Source organism: Pseudomonas sp. GM41(2012), assembly GCF_000282315.2.
GTDB lineage: Bacteria > Pseudomonadota > Gammaproteobacteria > Pseudomonadales > Pseudomonadaceae > Aquipseudomonas.
This window is the reverse complement of record NZ_AKJN02000010.1, coordinates 51,944-68,865: the sequence shown is the minus strand read 5'-3', so window position 1 is coordinate 68,865 and position 16,922 is coordinate 51,944. Positions and strand designations below refer to the sequence as shown.

Here is a 16,922-nt window from a genome sequence, read left to right as displayed (position 1 = left end):
CTTATTCGGCTGATTCCACTGCAGCGATCATCCGCACCACATCGACGGTTTCGGCCACATCATGGACGCGCAATATACGCGCCCCCTTGACCGAAGCCAGCGCTGCAAGCGCCAGACCGCCATACAGACGCTCGCCAACCGGGCGATTCAAAGCCTGACCGATCATGCTCTTTCGCGAAACCCCGACCAACAGGGGCCGCCCCAAGGCATGCAAGGCTTCCATATGTTTGAACAAGCTTAGATTGTGCTGCAAGGTTTTTGCGAAGCCAAAGCCCGGATCAAGGATGATCCGGTCCGCTGTAATGCCTACCGACGCACACTGAGCCATGCGCTCGGCGAGGAACTCGCCCACCTCTTTCGTGACGTCCTGATACTGCGGATTATCCTGCATGTCGCCCGGCTCACCGAGCATATGCATCAGACAGACCGGCAGACCAGTGGCTGCGGCGGCATCCAGAGCGCCATCGCGCCGCAGCGAGCGCACGTCATTGATCAACCCCGCGCCAAGTCGTGCGGCTTCGCGCATGACAGCTGGGGTGGAAGTGTCGACCGAGATAATGACATCCAGCTCGCGGTGTATTCGCTCGACGACCGGAGCTACGCGCTCAAGCTCTTCCAGCGGTGAGACCACCCTGGCACCCGGCCGGGTCGACTCGCCACCGACATCAATCAACGTCGCGCCGGCCGCCACCATAGCTTCGGCGTGGCGCAAGGCCGCATCAAGCTGGCTATATTGGCCGCCATCAGAGAAGGAATCGGGAGTGACATTGAGAATACCCATGACGTGCGTCAGGGCTAAATCAAGAACCCGATTGCCGCAAGGCAACCGGGTCGAGGACTGAACAGAAGTCATTTCAAACCTTAAACGTCAGCAGCCGGACCGCCGATCGGTGTTTCCGGACGCGGATCCTGTGCCACCGGAGGCGTTCCGGAGGTACCGGTGCCGCCTGACCAGTCGCGAGGTTCACGAGGCGTACGACCCGCCATGATGTCGTCGATCTGATCAGCGTCGATCGTTTCGTACTTCATCAAGGCATCAGCCATGGCGTCGAGCTTGTCACGGTTATCGGTGAGGATCTGCTTGGCCGTGCCGTAGCACTGATCAATGATGCTGCGCACTTCGGAGTCGATCAACTTGGCTGTCTCACCGGAGAAGCTTGCACCCTGACCACCACCGCCGCGACCGAGGAACACTTCACCCTCTTCTTCTGCGTACATCAACGGGCCGAGTTTTTCCGACAAGCCCCACTTGGTTACCATGTTCCGTGCAATCTGGCTGGCACGCATGATGTCGTTTGACGCACCGGTGGTGACGCCGTCGAAGCCCAAGGTCATTTCTTCAGCAATACGGCCGCCGTACAACGAGCAAATCTGGCTGATCAACGCACGCTTGGACAGGCTGTAGCGATCTTCTTCCGGCAGGAACATGGTCACACCCAGCGCACGGCCGCGCGGAATGATAGACACCTTGTAGACCGGATCATGTTCAGGCACGACACGACCAACAATTGCGTGACCTGCTTCGTGATAAGCGGTGTTCTGCTTCTCTTTCTCGGACATGACCATGGATTTGCGCTCGGCACCCATCATGATCTTGTCTTTGGCCAATTCGAACTCTTTCATTTCGACGATGCGCTTGCCGGCACGAGCGGCGAACAACGACGCTTCGTTCACCAGGTTAGCCAGGTCAGCACCGGAGAAACCAGGGGTACCACGAGCGATCACGGCCGGAGCGACATCATCACCCATTGGCACTTTGCGCATGTGAACCTTGAGAATCTGCTCGCGACCACGGATATCCGGCAGACCGACGACAACCTGACGGTCGAAACGGCCCGGACGCAGCAACGCAGGGTCCAGTACGTCCGGACGGTTGGTTGCAGCGATGACGATAATGCCGTCATTCATTTCAAAGCCGTCCATCTCTACCAGCAACTGGTTGAGAGTCTGCTCGCGCTCGTCGTGACCGCCACCCATGCCGGCGCCACGGTGGCGACCGACGGCGTCGATTTCATCGATGAAGATGATGCATGGAGCGTGTTTCTTGGCCTGTTCAAACATGTCGCGAACACGGCTGGCACCGACACCGACGAACATTTCGACGAAGTCGGAACCGGAAATGGTGAAGAACGGTACTTTGGCTTCGCCAGCAATCGCCTTGGCCAGCAAGGTTTTACCGGTACCAGGAGGCCCCACCATCAGCACGCCGCGAGGAATGCGACCGCCCAGACGCTGGAATTTGCCCGGATCACGCAGGAACTCGACCAGCTCACCAACCTCTTCCTTGGCTTCGTCGCAACCGGCAACGTCACCCAAGGTGGTTTTCACCTGATCTTCGGAGAGCAGGCGCGCCTTGCTCTTGCCGAAGCTCATTGGCCCGCCCTTTCCACCGGCGCCGCCCTGCATCTGCCGCATGAAGAACATGAATACGGCGATGATCACCAGGATCGGGAAGCTTGCGACCAGGAGCTGAGTCCAGATGCTTTGCTGTTCAGGCTGTTTGCCTTCGACTACGACATGGTTGTCCACGAGGTCGCCGATCAGACCGTTGTCCTGGATTGCCGGACGAATGGTCTTGAAGCTGTCGCCATCGTTGCGTTTGCCGGTAATCACGTAGCCGTCAACTGCTACGCGCTCGACCTTGCCATCCTTGACCTGCTGGATGAAGTCGGAATAGTTGAGGGTCTGCGGCTCATTAGGACTGGAGAAGTTGTTCATCACTGTCACCAGGACAGCCGCGATGATCAACCACAGGATCAGATTCTTTGCCATATCGTTCAATTAACTACCCTCTGAAGCAAGCTCCGCTAATGGCGCGCGCTTCGCATGATATTCACCGGCCTAACTTACTACATTACCTACGACTCTGGCAGGCGCCGTCTGTAACCCTTTGTGAAACACTTTCTACACAATATTCGCTAATGCTCACGGGACGAAATACGAAAATCCTATCGACCCGCAAAAAAAACCTCGATTTACTCACTACGACCGCGGCAGCCCCAAGCCAGCATGTATTGCTCGCGGGAACTGCCACGGGAAGAGTCCGGCTTGATCATCTGGACCTTGTCGAATTTCTGACGAGCGTCCTTCACGTAAGCATCAAACCCTTCGCCCTGAAACACCTTGATCACGAAATTACCACCCGGCTTGAGTATCCGAGCCGCCAGATCAAGAGCCAGCTCACATAGAAACATGGCTTTTGGCATGTCCACCTCAGGCGTACCACTCATATTGGGGGCCATATCGGAAATCACAAGGTCCACCTGCGAATTACCCACGGCTTCAAGGATCTGAGCGAGCACTTCGTCCTGGGTGAAGTCACCCTGGATGAAAGTCACGTCCGGAATGCTGTCCATTTCCAGGATGTCCGAGGCGATCAGGCGCCCCTGACCACCGATCAGCCGACTGGTGACCTGCGACCAGCCGCCGGGCGCCGCTCCCAGGTCGACAACGCTCATACCTGGACGGATCAGTTTGTATTTCTCCTGGACCTCCAGAAGCTTGTAACTCGCACGCGAGCGGTAACCATCCTTCTGCGCCTGCTTCACATAGGGATCATTAACATGTCTTTGCAGCCACTTAAGGCTTGTCTTGGAACGGGCCACGGGCCACCTCGAAAATAAAACGGGTCGTGATTAACTGGGCGGTCCCGTACTCGCTCGGGTAAACTGGCCGCCGCTTTTTACAAGATCAGACGCAGGGGTCAGATTATGCCGCTCACTCAAGAGCAGAAGAAACAGTACAAATCCATTGGCCACCATCTGAAACCAGTTTTGACTGTGGCTGACAACGGTTTGACTGAAGGTGTGTTAGCCGAACTTGAACGCGCTTTGGCGGATCACGAGCTGATTAAAATCAAGCTCAACATCCTCGATCGCGAGTCGCGCCTGGCGAACATTGCAGAACTGTGCAAGGTCGGCAAAGCGGACCTGGTTCAGGTCATCGGCAAGATGGCACTGATTTACCGCAAGAACTTCAGCGTCAACAAGCAGCTGTCGAACGTTCATCGCTTCAAGTGATGACAAGGGTCAAGGGTGTGCTTCGCGCACCCTGCCACTCCACCCAGGCACCGGTTGCAACACCAGCACCAGCCCGGAAAACCCCAGAACAAGATAGCTGAACACCTGCCAACGCACGGCATCCGGCCAGCCGATACGCACCGCGACATACATCGCACACGCATACAGCGCCATCATCAGCAGTTGCCCGCGAATATCGCGCCATAGACTGGCAAGGCCCTCGGCCTGAACCAGCACCAAAGCCTGAAAAATCACACACGCTGCGGCGAACCCCACCATCAGCGCATCAAGCATGCCCGCAATTTCGTCGATCAGCAGCGGTGCCAGGCCAATTTTGCCCAGCACCGGCAGCAGACCAATGTGCAACAGCCACAGGCCGCCGACCCACAACATCTGAGTCAGCTGCCAAAGCATGGCGCCCGCATGTAGCGGGCGCCTGCGTTTAGATGTGGCGTACTTCGACAATCTCGTACTCGATAACGCCGCCAGGCGTTTTCACGGCAACCACATCGCCCTCTTCCTTGGCTATCAAGGCGCGAGCCAGTGGCGAGCCGACCGAAATCTTGCCGAGTTTGAAGTCAGCCTCATCCTCACCCACGATGTGGTAAGTGACGCGCTCGTCAGTCTCGACATTGGCGATTTCAACGGTGGTACCGAAAATCACTTTACCGGTGTGAGGAATGGTCGTGACATCAATGATGACCTGATTCTGAATCCGGCCTTCAATGTCACGAATCCGCGCCTCAACCATACCTTGCTGCTCACGAGCAGCGTGGTATTCGGCGTTTTCCTTCAGGTCACCCAACTCGCGAGCCGTGCCGATGTCCTGGCTGAGCTTCGGGCGGACGACCTTGGTCAGGTGAGTGTGTTCTTCTTCCAGGGCCTTCGCGCCCTTGACGGTCATTGGGTACTTGATCATGCCTTCAATCCTGCGTGTAGATCCTGCAAGCGGCGCACGGTCTTCTCGGGACCGAACTTCAGCGCTTCGCAGATAGCTTCGCCAGCAGCAATAGTTGTGGTGCAGTAAATCTTGTGCTGCAAGGCATTACGACGAATGGAATAGGAGTCAGCGATCGACTGACGGCCTTCGGTGGTGTTGATGATCAGAGTGACTTCGTCGTTCTTGATCATGTCGACCACGTGCGGACGACCTTCGGTCACCTTGTTCACACGACGCACTTTCAGGCCTGCGGCCTCGATCAGCTTGGCAGTACCGGCAGTGGCGACCACTTCGAAACCCAAGTTGATCAGATCACGGGCCACGCCTGCAACCAGTGGCTTGTCGTCGTCACGCACGCTGATGAACGCAGTACCACCGGTCGGCAGCACTTCGCTGGCGCCCATCTGAGCCTTGGCAAATGCTTCGCCGAAGGTGTCGCCCACGCCCATCACTTCACCGGTGGACTTCATCTCTGGGCCCAGGATCGGGTCCACGCCAGGGAATTTGGCGAATGGGAACACCGCCTCTTTCACGCTGTAGAAGTTCGGAATGATTTCCTTGGTGAAGCCGATTTCCTTCAGGGTTTTACCGGCCATCACGCGAGCCGCGATCATCGCCAGGGAAACACCGATGCACTTGGACACGAACGGTACGGTACGGGAAGCGCGCGGGTTGACTTCGATGACGTAGATGTCTTCGCCTTGCAGCGCCAACTGAACGTTCATCAGGCCGACAACGCCCAGTTCCAGGGCCATTTTCTTGACCTGTTCGCGCATCTCGTCCTGGATGTGTGCAGGCAGCGAGTACGGCGGCAGGGAGCACGCGGAGTCACCGGAGTGAACGCCAGCCTGCTCGATGTGCTGCATGATCGCACCGATCACCACGTCGGTGCCGTCGCAGACCGCATCCACGTCCATTTCGATGGCGCAGTTGAGGAAGTGGTCGAGCAGCACCGGGCTGTCGTTGGACACTTTCACCGCATCGCGCAGGTAGCGCTTGAGCTCTTCTTCTTCGTAGACGATTTCCATCGCACGACCGCCCAGTACGTAGGACGGACGCACCACCAGCGGGTAACCGATCTTGGCGGCGGCACGAATCGCTTCGTCTTCGCTGCGCACGGTGGCGTTTGGCGGCTGACGCAGATTCAGGCGCTCAACCATTTGCTGGAAGCGCTCACGGTCTTCGGCACGGTCGATTGCGTCAGGGCTGGTGCCGATGATCGGCACGCCGGCTTCTTCCAGGGCACGAGCCAGTTTCAGCGGGGTTTGGCCGCCGTACTGGACGATCACGCCTTTTGGCTTCTCGACGCGGCAGATTTCCAGCACGTCTTCCAGGGTCACTGGTTCGAAGTACAGGCGATCAGAGGTGTCGTAATCGGTGGAAACGGTTTCCGGGTTGCAGTTGACCATGATGGTCTCGTAACCGTCGGCGCGCAGGGCCAGTGCCGCGTGTACGCAGCAGTAGTCGAACTCGATGCCTTGGCCGATGCGGTTAGGACCGCCGCCGAGGATCATGATCTTGTCGCGGCCCGTCGGTGCGGCTTCACACTCTTCCTCGTACGTCGAGTAGAGGTAAGCGGTGTCGGTGGCGAACTCGGCCGCGCAGGTATCAACGCGCTTGTAGACCGGGAAGATCTCAAGCTTGTGACGGTGGCGACGCAGAGCCTTCTCGGTCACGCCCAGCAGCTTGGCCAGACGCATGTCGGAGAAGCCTTTGCGCTTGAGGCGGAACATCAAGTCGCGGTCGATGCTGGCCAGACCCAGGGTCTTGACCTTCTCTTCTTCCTTGATCAGATCTTCGATCTGCACCAGGAACCACGGATCGATCATGTTCATGCCGAAGATGTCTTCGACCGACAGGCCGGCGCGGAAGGCGTCAGCCACGTACCAGATACGCTCGGCACCCGGCACGGTCAGTTCGCGCTTGAGCACGCTCATGCTTTCCGGGTTGCTCAGGTCGAGCTTCTCGTCAAGACCGCAAACGCCCACTTCCAGACCGCGCAGGGCTTTCTGCAGGGATTCCTGGAAGGTCCGGCCGATGGCCATGACTTCACCGACCGACTTCATTTGAGTGGTCAGGCGTGCGTCGGCTTTCGGGAATTTTTCGAAGGCGAAACGTGGCAGCTTGGTCACGACGTAGTCGATGGACGGCTCGAAGGATGCCGGAGTAGCGCCGCCGGTGATTTCGTTCTGCAGCTCGTCCAGGGTGTAGCCGATCGCCAGCTTGGCGGCGATACGCGCAATCGGGAAACCTGTGGCTTTCGAGGCCAGTGCCGAAGAGCGGGATACACGCGGGTTCATCTCGATCACGACCATACGGCCGGTGTCCGGACAGATGCCGAACTGAACGTTGGAGCCGCCGGTTTCCACGCCGATCTCACGCAGTACCGCCAACGAGGCGTTACGCATGATCTGGTATTCCTTGTCCGTCAGGGTTTGTGCCGGAGCAACGGTGATCGAGTCACCGGTGTGCACGCCCATCGGGTCAAAGTTTTCGATCGAGCAGACGATGATGCAGTTGTCCTTCTTATCGCGGACAACCTCCATCTCATATTCTTTCCAGCCGATCAGGGATTCGTCGATCAGCAGCTCTTTTGTCGGCGACAGGTCGAGACCGCGGGCGCAGATTTCTTCGAACTCTTCACGGTTGTAAGCGATACCGCCACCGGTGCCGCCCATGGTGAAGGACGGACGGATGATGCACGGGAAGCCGAGCTTTTCGAGGACCGCGTTGGCCTCTTCCATGCTGTGGGCGATACCCGAACGCGGGCAGTCCAGGCCGATGGATTTCATCGCCTTGTCGAAGCGCGAACGGTCTTCAGCCTTGTCGATGGTGTCAGCGTTGGCGCCGATCATCTCTACGCCGAACTTCTCCAGAACGCCTTCGCGCTCCAGGTCCAGTGCGCAGTTCAGAGCGGTCTGGCCACCCATGGTTGGCAGCAGCGCGTCCGGACGTTCTTTCTCGATGATCTTGGCAACGGTCTGCCACTTGATCGGTTCGATGTACGTGGCGTCGGCCATGTCCGGGTCGGTCATGATGGTCGCTGGGTTGGAGTTCACCAGGATGACGCGGTAACCCTCCTCGCGCAGGGCTTTACAGGCCTGGGCGCCGGAGTAGTCGAATTCGCAGGCCTGGCCGATCACGATCGGGCCAGCGCCGAGAATCAGGATGCTTTTAATGTCTGTACGTTTTGGCATGGGTTTGTCACTCAAATCCGCAGGTCAGTCGGCAAGCCGTCTTGTTCAATCTTTGAAGTCTTGAGGGGGCCACCGGTGTCGGGACCGCCCTCAAGCTTTGCTACATCACGGCGAGCGATTAGCGTCGCTTGGCCATTTCATTGATGAAGCGATCAAACAGTGGTGCTACGTCGTTCGGGCCAGGGCTGGCTTCAGGGTGACCCTGGAAGCTGAAGGCACTCTTGTCGGTAAGCTCGATACCTTGCAGGGTGCCGTCGAACAGCGATTTGTGAATCGCCCGGACGTTGGCTGGCAAGGTTGCTTCGTCTACCGCAAAACCGTGGTTCTGGCTGGTGATCATCACCACACCGGTGTCCAGATCCTGGACCGGGTGGTTGGCACCGTGGTGACCGTGACCCATTTTCAGGGTCTTGGCGCCGGAGGCCAGGGCCAGCAGTTGGTGACCAAGGCAGATACCGAAGACCGGAATGTCGGTTTCCAGCACATCTTTGATCGCCTGGATTGCGTAGTCGCAAGGCTCCGGGTCACCAGGGCCGTTGGACAGGAACACGCCGTCCGGCTTCAATGCCAGCGCTTCAGCCGCTGGCGTCTGCGCCGGCACTACCGTCACGCGGCAACCGCGCTCGACCAGCATGCGCAGGATGTTCAGCTTGACGCCGTAGTCGTAGGCAACCACGTGGTACGGCAGCTCGGAGGCTTCGATAGTCGCGTGGCTGTCGGTTTTCAAATCCCAGACAGTCGAGCGCCACTCGTACTTCTCTTTGGTGCTGACGACTTTCGCCAGGTCCATGCCTTTGAGGCCAGGGAAACCCTGGGCGGCGGCGATGGCGGCTTCTTCGGAAATGTTGTCACCGGCCATGATGCAGCCGTTCTGCGCGCCTTTTTCACGCAGGATGCGTGTCAGGCGGCGAGTGTCGATACCGGCGATTGCCACAACGTTGTTGGCTTTCAGGTAGTCGGACAGAGACATCGTGTTACGCCAGTTGCTCGCAACCAGTGGCAGGTCACGAATGACCAGGCCAGCGGACCAGACTTGGCTGGACTCGGCGTCTTCCGGCGTGGTGCCGGTGTTGCCGATGTGCGGGTAAGTCAGGGTAACAATCTGTTGGGCGTAGGAAGGATCGGTAAGGATTTCCTGATAGCCGGTCATTGCGGTGTTGAACACCACCTCACCAACGGTTTGACCGTCGGCTCCAATGGCTTCGCCACGAAAAATGCTGCCATCAGCAAGGGCGAGTATGGCTGGCTTAGTCAAGAAGACCTCCCGTAAATAAAGCCTGAAAGGGCGATCGCAGGTTGTAAAAAAGCGGAGTGACGTATGGACACGTCACCCCGCTTCTTCACCGAATAATTCTGCGCGCTTTTAGTGGACACACTAAAGCTGTAGCTTACAGAAAAAGGCATTTTTGGTCTACCGCCAATGAGCCTTAAAGGCCGGGGAATGCGACAGGACGTCGCTTGGCGGAGTAAAACCGGGCTCAAACACACTGTTTGAACCCGATTTCGGGCGCATCTTAACGCAGATCGAGTACGTCTTGCATGTCGTAAAGACCCGGCTCTCGACCGTCCAGCCACAACGCGGCACGTACCGCGCCCTTGGCGAAGGTCATGCGACTGGACGCTTTATGCGTGATCTCCAGTCGCTCACCCTCACAGGCGAACAGCACCGTATGATCGCCAACCACATCACCACCGCGAACAGTGGCAAAGCCGATCGTTTCACGCTCGCGAGCACCGGTATGGCCTTCACGACCATACACCGCAACCTTCTGCAGATCACGATCAAGGGCGCTTGCGATGACTTCACCCATGCGCAGAGCCGTACCTGAAGGCGCATCGATCTTGTGCCGATGATGAGCCTCGATGATCTCGATATCCGCGTCATCACCCAGCACACGAGCAGCCATGTCGAGCAGCTTCAGCGACAGGTTTACACCGACACTGAAATTGGCTGCGAACACGATCGGAATATCCTTGCCAGCCTCGGCCAGCAACTGCTTCTGCGCGACGTCCAGCCCTGTCGTGCCGATCACCATGGCCTTGCCCGCTTTACGGCAGAACGCCAGGTTTTTCAGCATGACTTCCGGGAGCGTGAAGTCGATCAGCACGTCGAACTCATCAGCCACCGCGTCCAGATTGCCGGACAGTGGAACGCCGATACGTCCCAGCGAGGCCAGCTCACCAGCGTCCACGCCAATCAGCGTACTGCCGGGGCGTACGATGGCTGCCGTCAGACCGGTCAGCGGTGCGCGCTGCTGCACCGCCTCGACCAGAATCTTGCCCATGCGCCCGGCAGCGCCCATCACAGCTATACGTCGCATGCCGACTCCTTACAAATCGCCGAAGAAGCGCTTCACGCCTTCGAACCAACCCGTGGTTTTAGGCGAATGGCTGTTGTCGTCCGCCAGCGAGCTACGGAACTCTTCCAGCAGTTCGCGCTGACGACGACCCAGATTGACCGGGGTTTCGACCGCCACACGACACATCAAGTCACCGGCACCGCCGCCACGTACTGGCGCAACGCCCTTGCCGCGAACACGGAACTGCTTGCCGGTCTGAGTTCCTTCAGGGATTTTCAGTTTGACTCGACCATCAAGGGTCGGAATCTCCAGCTCGCCACCCAGCGCAGCATCGACAAAGCTGATTGGCACTTCGCAGAACAGGTGCTTGCCGTCGCGCTGGAAGATCGCGTGCTCACGCACGTTGATCACCACGTACAGGTCGCCAGTCGGACCACCCTGAGCCCCCGCCTCGCCTTCGCCGGACAGACGAATTCGATCACCGGTATCAACGCCGGCCGGCACTTTCACCGAGAGGGTTTTGTACTCTTCGACACGACCCTGGCCGTCGCACGAGTCGCACGGATCGGAAATGATCTTGCCCTGGCCATGGCAGCGCGGGCATGTCTGCTGCACCGAGAAAAAGCCCTGCTGCATACGAACTTGACCGATACCGCCACACGTCGGGCAAGTGATCGGCGAGGAGCCTTTCTTGGCACCCGAACCGTCGCACGGCTTGCAGTTGACCAATGTCGGAACACGGATATTCACGGTTGTACCGCGCACCGCTTCTTCCAGATTCAGTTCCAGGGTGTAACGCAGGTCACTGCCGCGCTGAGCACCGCCACGAGAACCGCCGCGACCGCCGCCGAAGAAGTCACTGAAGACATCACCAAAGATGTCGGAGAAGTTCTGACCGCCAAACCCGGCACCGCCGCCGCCCATGCTTGGGTCGACACCGGCATGACCGTACTGGTCGTACGCCGCGCGCTTACTGGAATCGGACAGGACTTCGTAGGCCTCGTTGGCCTCCTTGAACATATCTTCCGACGCTTTGTCATCGGGATTACGGTCCGGGTGGTGCTTCATCGCCAGGCGACGGTAGGCCTTTTTCAGGTCTGCTTCGCTTGAGCCACGCTCAACACCCAACACTTCGTAATAGTCACGCTTTGCCATAAGTCTTTGCACTCTTAAGGACGTTCGGCAAACCTCTCCTGAGCCTTGCCAAACTCGTTGAGCCCCAATACAGGCCCGGACCCAACTCACGTCAATTCAACGATCCTGGTCTTTAATTCATTGCGGTACTTTCAGCTCGAAAAGCAGGAGCATCTTCGGCCATACCGCCAGCACCCGAACGTTGTCGCATGCTGTAAAAATTCGCTAACTCCAGACACGCCAACGCGGGAGCAAGCCCCCGCGCGGCGACATCCTACCAGTCACTGCCTAAAGGCAGTCAACCGGCCGACCAACAACTTACTTGTGGTCTTTGACTTCTTCGAACTCAGCGTCGACGACGTCGTCAGCCTTCTCAGCCGATTCGCCTTGCGGTGCAGCACCTTCAGCAGGCTGAGCCTGCTCGGCGTACATCTTCTGCGCTACTGGAGCGGAGACTTTCGACAGCTCTTCAACCTTGGCTTCGATCGCGGCCTTGTCGTCGCCTTTGACAGCGGCTTCCAGCGCAACAACAGCAGCTTCGATTGCAGTCTTCTCTTCAGCAGTCACTTTATCGCCAGCGTCTGCGACCATTTTGCGAGTCGAGTGAACCAGCGCATCGCCCTGGTTGCGAGCGGTTGCCAGCTCTTCGAACTGGCGATCTGCGTCGACGTTGGCTTCAGCATCGCGAATCATCTGCTGAATCTCTTCCTCGGACAGACCGGAGTTGGCCTTGATCACGATCGACTGAGTCTTGCCGGTAGCCTTGTCTTTGGCGCCTACGTGCAGAATGCCGTTGGCGTCGATGTCGAAGGTCACTTCAATTTGTGGCACGCCACGTGGTGCTGGTGGAATCTCGGCCAGGTCGAACTTGCCCAAAGACTTGTTCTGTGCGGCTTGCTTACGCTCACCTTGCAGCACGTGAATGGTCACAGCGCCCTGGTTGTCGTCAGCAGTCGAGAACACTTGCGATTTCTTGGTAGGAATCGTGGTGTTTTTCTCGATCAGCGCGGTCATCACGCCACCCATGGTTTCGATACCCAGGGTCAGCGGGCTAACGTCCAGCAGCAGAACGTCTTTCACGTCACCGGCCAATACTGCGCCCTGGATAGCAGCACCCATGGCAACGGCTTCGTCCGGGTTCACATCTTTACGCGCTTCTTTACCGAAGAACTCGGTCACCAGCTTCTGAACCAGTGGCATACGGGTCTGGCCGCCGACCAGGATCACGTCGTTGATGGCGCCAATGTCGATGCCAGAGTCTTTCAGGGCGATGCGGCAAGGTTCGATGGTGCGCTGAACCAGGTCTTCTACCAGCGCTTCGAGCTTGGCGCGGGAGATTTTCACGTTCAAGTGCTTAGGACCGGTGGCGTCTGCAGTGATGTACGGCAGGTTCACGTCGGTCGAATTGCTCGAAGACAGTTCGATCTTGGCTTTTTCAGCGGCTTCTTTCAGGCGCTGCATGGCCAGCGGGTCACCCTTAAGGTTCATGCCGCTTTCTTTCTTGAATTCGTCAACGAGGTAGTCGATCAGACGAATGTCAAAGTCTTCACCGCCCAGGAACGTGTCACCGTTGGTGGCCAATACTTCGAACTGGTGCTCGCCATCGACTTCAGCGATTTCGATCACGGAAACGTCGAAAGTACCGCCGCCCAAGTCGTAAACGATCACGGTGTGATCGCCCTTCGCCTTGTCCATACCGTAAGCCAGAGCAGCTGCGGTTGGTTCGTTGATGATACGTTTTACGTCCAGGCCCGCGATGCGGCCGGCGTCTTTGGTGGCTTGACGCTGGCTGTCGTTGAAGTAGGCCGGAACGGTGATTACTGCTTCGGTCACTGGCTCGCCGAGGTAGTCTTCGGCGGTCTTCTTCATTTTCTTCAGAATTTCAGCCGAGATTTGTGGCGGCGACATTTTCTGGCCGTTCACTTCAACCCACGCATCGCCGTTATCAGCCTTGGCGATTTTGTACGGGACCATCTTGATGTCTTTCTGCACGACTTCTTCGTCGAACTTACGACCGATCAGACGCTTCACCGCATACAGGGTGTTGTGCGGATTGGTCACAGCCTGACGCTTGGCCGATTGACCAACGAGGATTTCACCATCGTTGGCGTAAGCGATGATCGACGGCGTGGTACGCGTGCCTTCAGCGTTTTCAATAACTTTGGCTACGCCGTTTTCAAGCACGGAGACGCAGGAGTTAGTAGTCCCCAGGTCGATACCGATAATTTTGCCCATGTTCACTCTCCCGAAACTTTGGATTTGGTTGCCGCAGCAGTGGTGGCTAACTGCGGTAGCACTTAAACGCTTGACTTCTAAATGGGGGCCTTGCGGCTAATTTCAAGCCTGCTCGTCAATCGAAGGCGAAACCGGTGCCGGCGCCTTGCTGACCACGACCATGGCCGGGCGCAGCAGGCGACCGTTGAGCTGATAGCCCTTCTGGAACACCTTGAGCACGCTGTTCGGCTCGACGTCGGCGCTTTCCTGCATGGCCATTGCCTGATGCTGAACGGCGTTGAACGGTTCGCCATGCGGATCGATCGCTTCCAGCTGATAACGCTTCAGGGTGTCCTGGAACATTTTCAGGGTCAGCTCGATGCCTTCGCGCATTGGACGAATGCTTTCGTCGTCCGGGCTGGACAACTCCAGACCACGCTCCAGGCTGTCGATGATCGGCAACAAGTCACCGGCGAATTTCTCCAGTGCGAACTTGTGAGCCTTTTCTACATCCTGCTCGGCGCGACGGCGGACGTTCTGCAGATCAGCCGCTACACGCAAAGCCTGATCATGAGCGCCAGCCAATTGCTCTTCGAGCACTTGAACACGAGCCGCCAGTTCATCACCCGAGACCTGGGCAGCCTGATCGGCGTCTAGATTTTGCGTATCCACTGTCTGTTCGTCAGCCATAGATTTCTCCTTTCAATATCGTCCGCGAGCTCAACTCGCGCTTCTGCCCAGCTATATGGGGCCGCAAAATTCAGCTTCAAGGGGCGCTTATTTATTAACCCTACAAAAAACAGCTGCATTGTCATTCCCTCGCGCACTAAGGATTTCGTCGGATCAAGCAAATCGAGCTAAGGGAGGGCATTGTCAGCCAGAAACAAAACACTGTATAAATAACCAGACCTAAAGCCTGGGAGCGGCCTTTATGCTGGTGCACCTGTCCGTACATAACTACGCCATCGTTGAACATCTCGATCTCGAACTCGATCGCGGGATGAGCGTGATCACTGGGGAAACCGGCGCCGGCAAGTCGATCATGCTCGACGCCCTCGGCCTGACCCTGGGCGATCGCGCCGACAGCGGCGTGGTCCGTCCCGGCGCCGACAAGGCCGATATCCTGGCAACCTTCGATCTGGTCGATATTCCGGAAGCCAGCGCCTGGCTGGCAGAGCGTGACCTGGAGAGCGACGGCCCGTGCATTCTGCGCCGGGTGATCACCGCCGAAGGGCGCTCGCGTGGCTACATCAACGGCACGCCCTGCCCCCTCGGTGACCTGAAGGCCCTGGGTGAACTGCTGATCGATATCCACAGCCAGCATGAACATCAATCCCTGCTCAAGACCGACACGCACCGCCGCCTGCTCGACGAGTACGCGGGCGCAACGGACCTTGCCCGCCAGGTACACCTGGCCGCCCAACGCTGGCGTCAGACCCGCCAGGAGCTGGAACGCCTTTCCAATTCCGGCGATGAGCAGCGCGCTCGCCATCAATTGCTCAGTTATCAACTCGAAGAGCTGGAAAACCTCGGCCTCGGCGAAAACGAGCTGGAGCAGCTGGAACAGGAACACAAGAACCTGACCAACGCCGAAACCCTGCTGGGCATTTGCCGGCAAGTGGTCGAACAATGCAGCGAAAGTGATTCCGGGAATGTCCTGAACGCCCTCACCGCCAGCCTCAATCGCCTTTCGAGCGTCAACAATTCGATTGGGGCCCTGGGTGAAGCCAGCAGCCTGCTGACCAGTGCACAGATCCAGGTTGAAGAAGCCGTGGGAGAACTGAACCGCTTCCTTGATAACTTCGATGCCGATCCGGCGCGTCTTCAGTACCTGGAAGAACGCCTTGATGCGATCTATACCATGGCGCGCAAACACCGCATCCAGCCGACCGAAGTGGCCGAGATGCAGCAGCGCTTGCTGGATGAAATCGAAACCCTGAATGCCAACGACGAATCCATCGAGCGACTGAGCGATGAACTGGCCTCCTATGCCCGTCACTATCAGGAAAAGGCTCGCGAGCTCAGCGATTTGCGCCATCAGGCCTCGAACAGCCTGGCCAGCGCCGTGGAGCATGAAATCCAGCGACTGGGCATGCCGGGTGGGCGCTTCACTATCGAGCTGCGCCCCAACAGTAGCGATGAACTGCTACCCAATGGCCTTGAGCAGGTAGAGCTGCTGGTGAGTGCTAACCCGGGCCAACCTTTGAAAGCGCTGGCAAAAGTGGCATCCGGCGGCGAATTGTCACGAATCAGCCTGGCGATTCAAGTGATCACCGCGCAGACGTCCCGCGTACCGACCCTGGTGTTCGACGAAGTGGACGTGGGCATCGGTGGTCCGACCGCCGAAATCGTGGGCCAATTGCTGCGTCGACTTGGGGAGCGCGGGCAGGTATTGACGGTAACTCACTTGCCACAAGTAGCAGCGCAGGGGCATCAACATCTATTCGTACACAAAGTGCGCGGCGAAGATGCCACTCACACAGCCGTCGCCAAGTTGAGCAAGAACGATCGCGTCGAAGAAGTGGCGCGGATGCTGGGAGGCATCGACCTTACAAAGGAATCCCTGGCTCATGCCAGGAAAATGGTCGTCACCGCGAAAATTTAAGACCGACAGAAAGCACGAAGGCGACCCTAGGGTCGCCTTCGTTCGTTTCGCGAACCTTAAGTTCGCGCGACATGCTTACTTTTTCTTGCGTACGTACAGTACAAGATTGTGGTCAACCATCTCGAAGCCATACTTGTCGACGATTGCCTTCTGCAGTCGCTCGATTTCTTCGTCGAAGAATTCGATCACTTCACTGGTCTCGACGTTGACCATATGGTCGTGATGCTTGCCGTCGTCCAGCTCGAAGACCGCATGGCCTCCATCGAAGTTGTGCCGCACCACAAGGCCAGCTGCCTCGAACTGGGTCAGGACACGGTAAACCGTGGCCAGACCGACGTCCTCACCAGCCTCCATCAGCGCCTTGTAGACGTCCTCGGCACTCATGTGGCGTTGCTCGGCGGAATCGAGCATTTGCAGAATTTTGACCCGTGGAAGGGTCACTTTGAGGCCGGCTTTGCGTAGTTCGCTATTTTCAACCATGGTCAGCTTTCTCGCGATGCTGCTTCGCAGCTT

The 16,922-nt window shown here is 57.9% G+C and carries 14 protein-coding genes; 2 read left to right on the top strand and 12 right to left on the bottom strand.

Features of this window, described 5'->3' with window-relative positions; translation table 11 throughout:
* Position 1: 1 nt before the first annotated feature.
* From folP to rlmE, 3 genes are all read right to left on the bottom strand, one after another.
* Positions 2–853, bottom strand: a complete 852-nt coding sequence (folP, locus tag PMI27_RS02995) for a dihydropteroate synthase (RefSeq protein ID WP_008149024.1) — start codon at positions 851–853, stop codon at positions 2–4.
* A gap of 8 nt (positions 854–861) precedes the next feature.
* On the bottom strand, positions 862–2,772 hold the full coding sequence (gene ftsH / locus PMI27_RS03000) for an ATP-dependent zinc metalloprotease FtsH (RefSeq protein ID WP_033053619.1): 1,911 nt from the start codon (positions 2,770–2,772) through the stop codon (positions 862–864).
* A 203-nt stretch (positions 2,773–2,975) separates the two neighbouring features.
* The gene (gene rlmE / locus PMI27_RS03005) at positions 2,976–3,605 is read right to left on the bottom strand and encodes a 23S rRNA (uridine(2552)-2'-O)-methyltransferase RlmE (RefSeq protein ID WP_008149029.1); all 630 of its coding nucleotides are present in this window, start codon (positions 3,603–3,605) and stop codon (positions 2,976–2,978) included.
* A 105-nt stretch (positions 3,606–3,710) separates the two neighbouring features.
* Between rlmE and PMI27_RS03010 the strand changes: the two genes are divergently transcribed.
* Entirely contained in the window at positions 3,711–4,019 is a 309-nt protein-coding gene (locus PMI27_RS03010) for a YhbY family RNA-binding protein (protein WP_008005472.1), read from the top strand.
* 9 nt (positions 4,020–4,028) lie between these two features.
* On the opposite strand, the gene PMI27_RS03015 is transcribed toward PMI27_RS03010, so the two are convergent.
* The 8 genes from PMI27_RS03015 to grpE form a co-directional block, all read right to left on the bottom strand.
* Entirely contained in the window at positions 4,029–4,433 is a 405-nt protein-coding gene (locus tag PMI27_RS03015) for a hypothetical protein (protein ID WP_008149032.1), read from the bottom strand.
* A 28-nt stretch (positions 4,434–4,461) separates the two neighbouring features.
* Positions 4,462–4,938 (bottom strand): transcription elongation factor GreA, encoded by a 477-nt coding sequence (greA, locus tag PMI27_RS03020; RefSeq protein WP_007933522.1) that lies wholly within the window; start codon positions 4,936–4,938, stop codon positions 4,462–4,464.
* Positions 4,935–8,156 (bottom strand): carbamoyl-phosphate synthase large subunit, encoded by a 3,222-nt coding sequence (gene carB, locus PMI27_RS03025; RefSeq protein WP_008149034.1) that lies wholly within the window; start codon positions 8,154–8,156, stop codon positions 4,935–4,937. The genes greA and carB overlap by 4 nt, the downstream gene beginning before the upstream one ends.
* 118 nt (positions 8,157–8,274) lie before the next feature.
* Positions 8,275–9,411: a glutamine-hydrolyzing carbamoyl-phosphate synthase small subunit gene (gene carA / locus PMI27_RS03030; RefSeq protein ID WP_008149035.1), complete on the bottom strand. Its 1,137-nt coding sequence runs from the start codon at positions 9,409–9,411 to the stop codon at positions 8,275–8,277.
* A 259-nt stretch (positions 9,412–9,670) separates the two neighbouring features.
* Positions 9,671–10,477, bottom strand: coding sequence for a 4-hydroxy-tetrahydrodipicolinate reductase (dapB, locus tag PMI27_RS03035; protein WP_008149036.1), 807 nt, complete (start codon positions 10,475–10,477; stop codon positions 9,671–9,673).
* A gap of 9 nt (positions 10,478–10,486) precedes the next feature.
* On the bottom strand, positions 10,487–11,611 hold the full coding sequence (dnaJ, locus tag PMI27_RS03040; RefSeq protein WP_008149037.1) for a molecular chaperone DnaJ: 1,125 nt from the start codon (positions 11,609–11,611) through the stop codon (positions 10,487–10,489).
* A 297-nt stretch (positions 11,612–11,908) separates the two neighbouring features.
* Positions 11,909–13,825, bottom strand: a complete 1,917-nt coding sequence (gene dnaK / locus PMI27_RS03045; RefSeq protein WP_008149038.1) for a molecular chaperone DnaK — start codon at positions 13,823–13,825, stop codon at positions 11,909–11,911.
* 102 nt (positions 13,826–13,927) lie between these two features.
* Entirely contained in the window at positions 13,928–14,494 is a 567-nt protein-coding gene (gene grpE / locus PMI27_RS03050; RefSeq protein WP_008149039.1) for a nucleotide exchange factor GrpE, read from the bottom strand.
* Positions 14,495–14,735: 241 nt separating this feature from the next.
* On the opposite strand from grpE, the gene recN reads away from it, so the two are divergent.
* Positions 14,736–16,409: a DNA repair protein RecN gene (recN, locus tag PMI27_RS03055; protein WP_008149041.1), complete on the top strand. Its 1,674-nt coding sequence runs from the start codon at positions 14,736–14,738 to the stop codon at positions 16,407–16,409.
* Positions 16,410–16,484: 75 nt separating this feature from the next.
* Here recN and fur read toward each other — a convergent pair whose 3' ends face one another.
* On the bottom strand, positions 16,485–16,889 hold the full coding sequence (gene fur, locus PMI27_RS03060) for a ferric iron uptake transcriptional regulator (protein WP_003197684.1): 405 nt from the start codon (positions 16,887–16,889) through the stop codon (positions 16,485–16,487).
* Between the last annotated feature and the right edge of the window lie 33 nt (positions 16,890–16,922).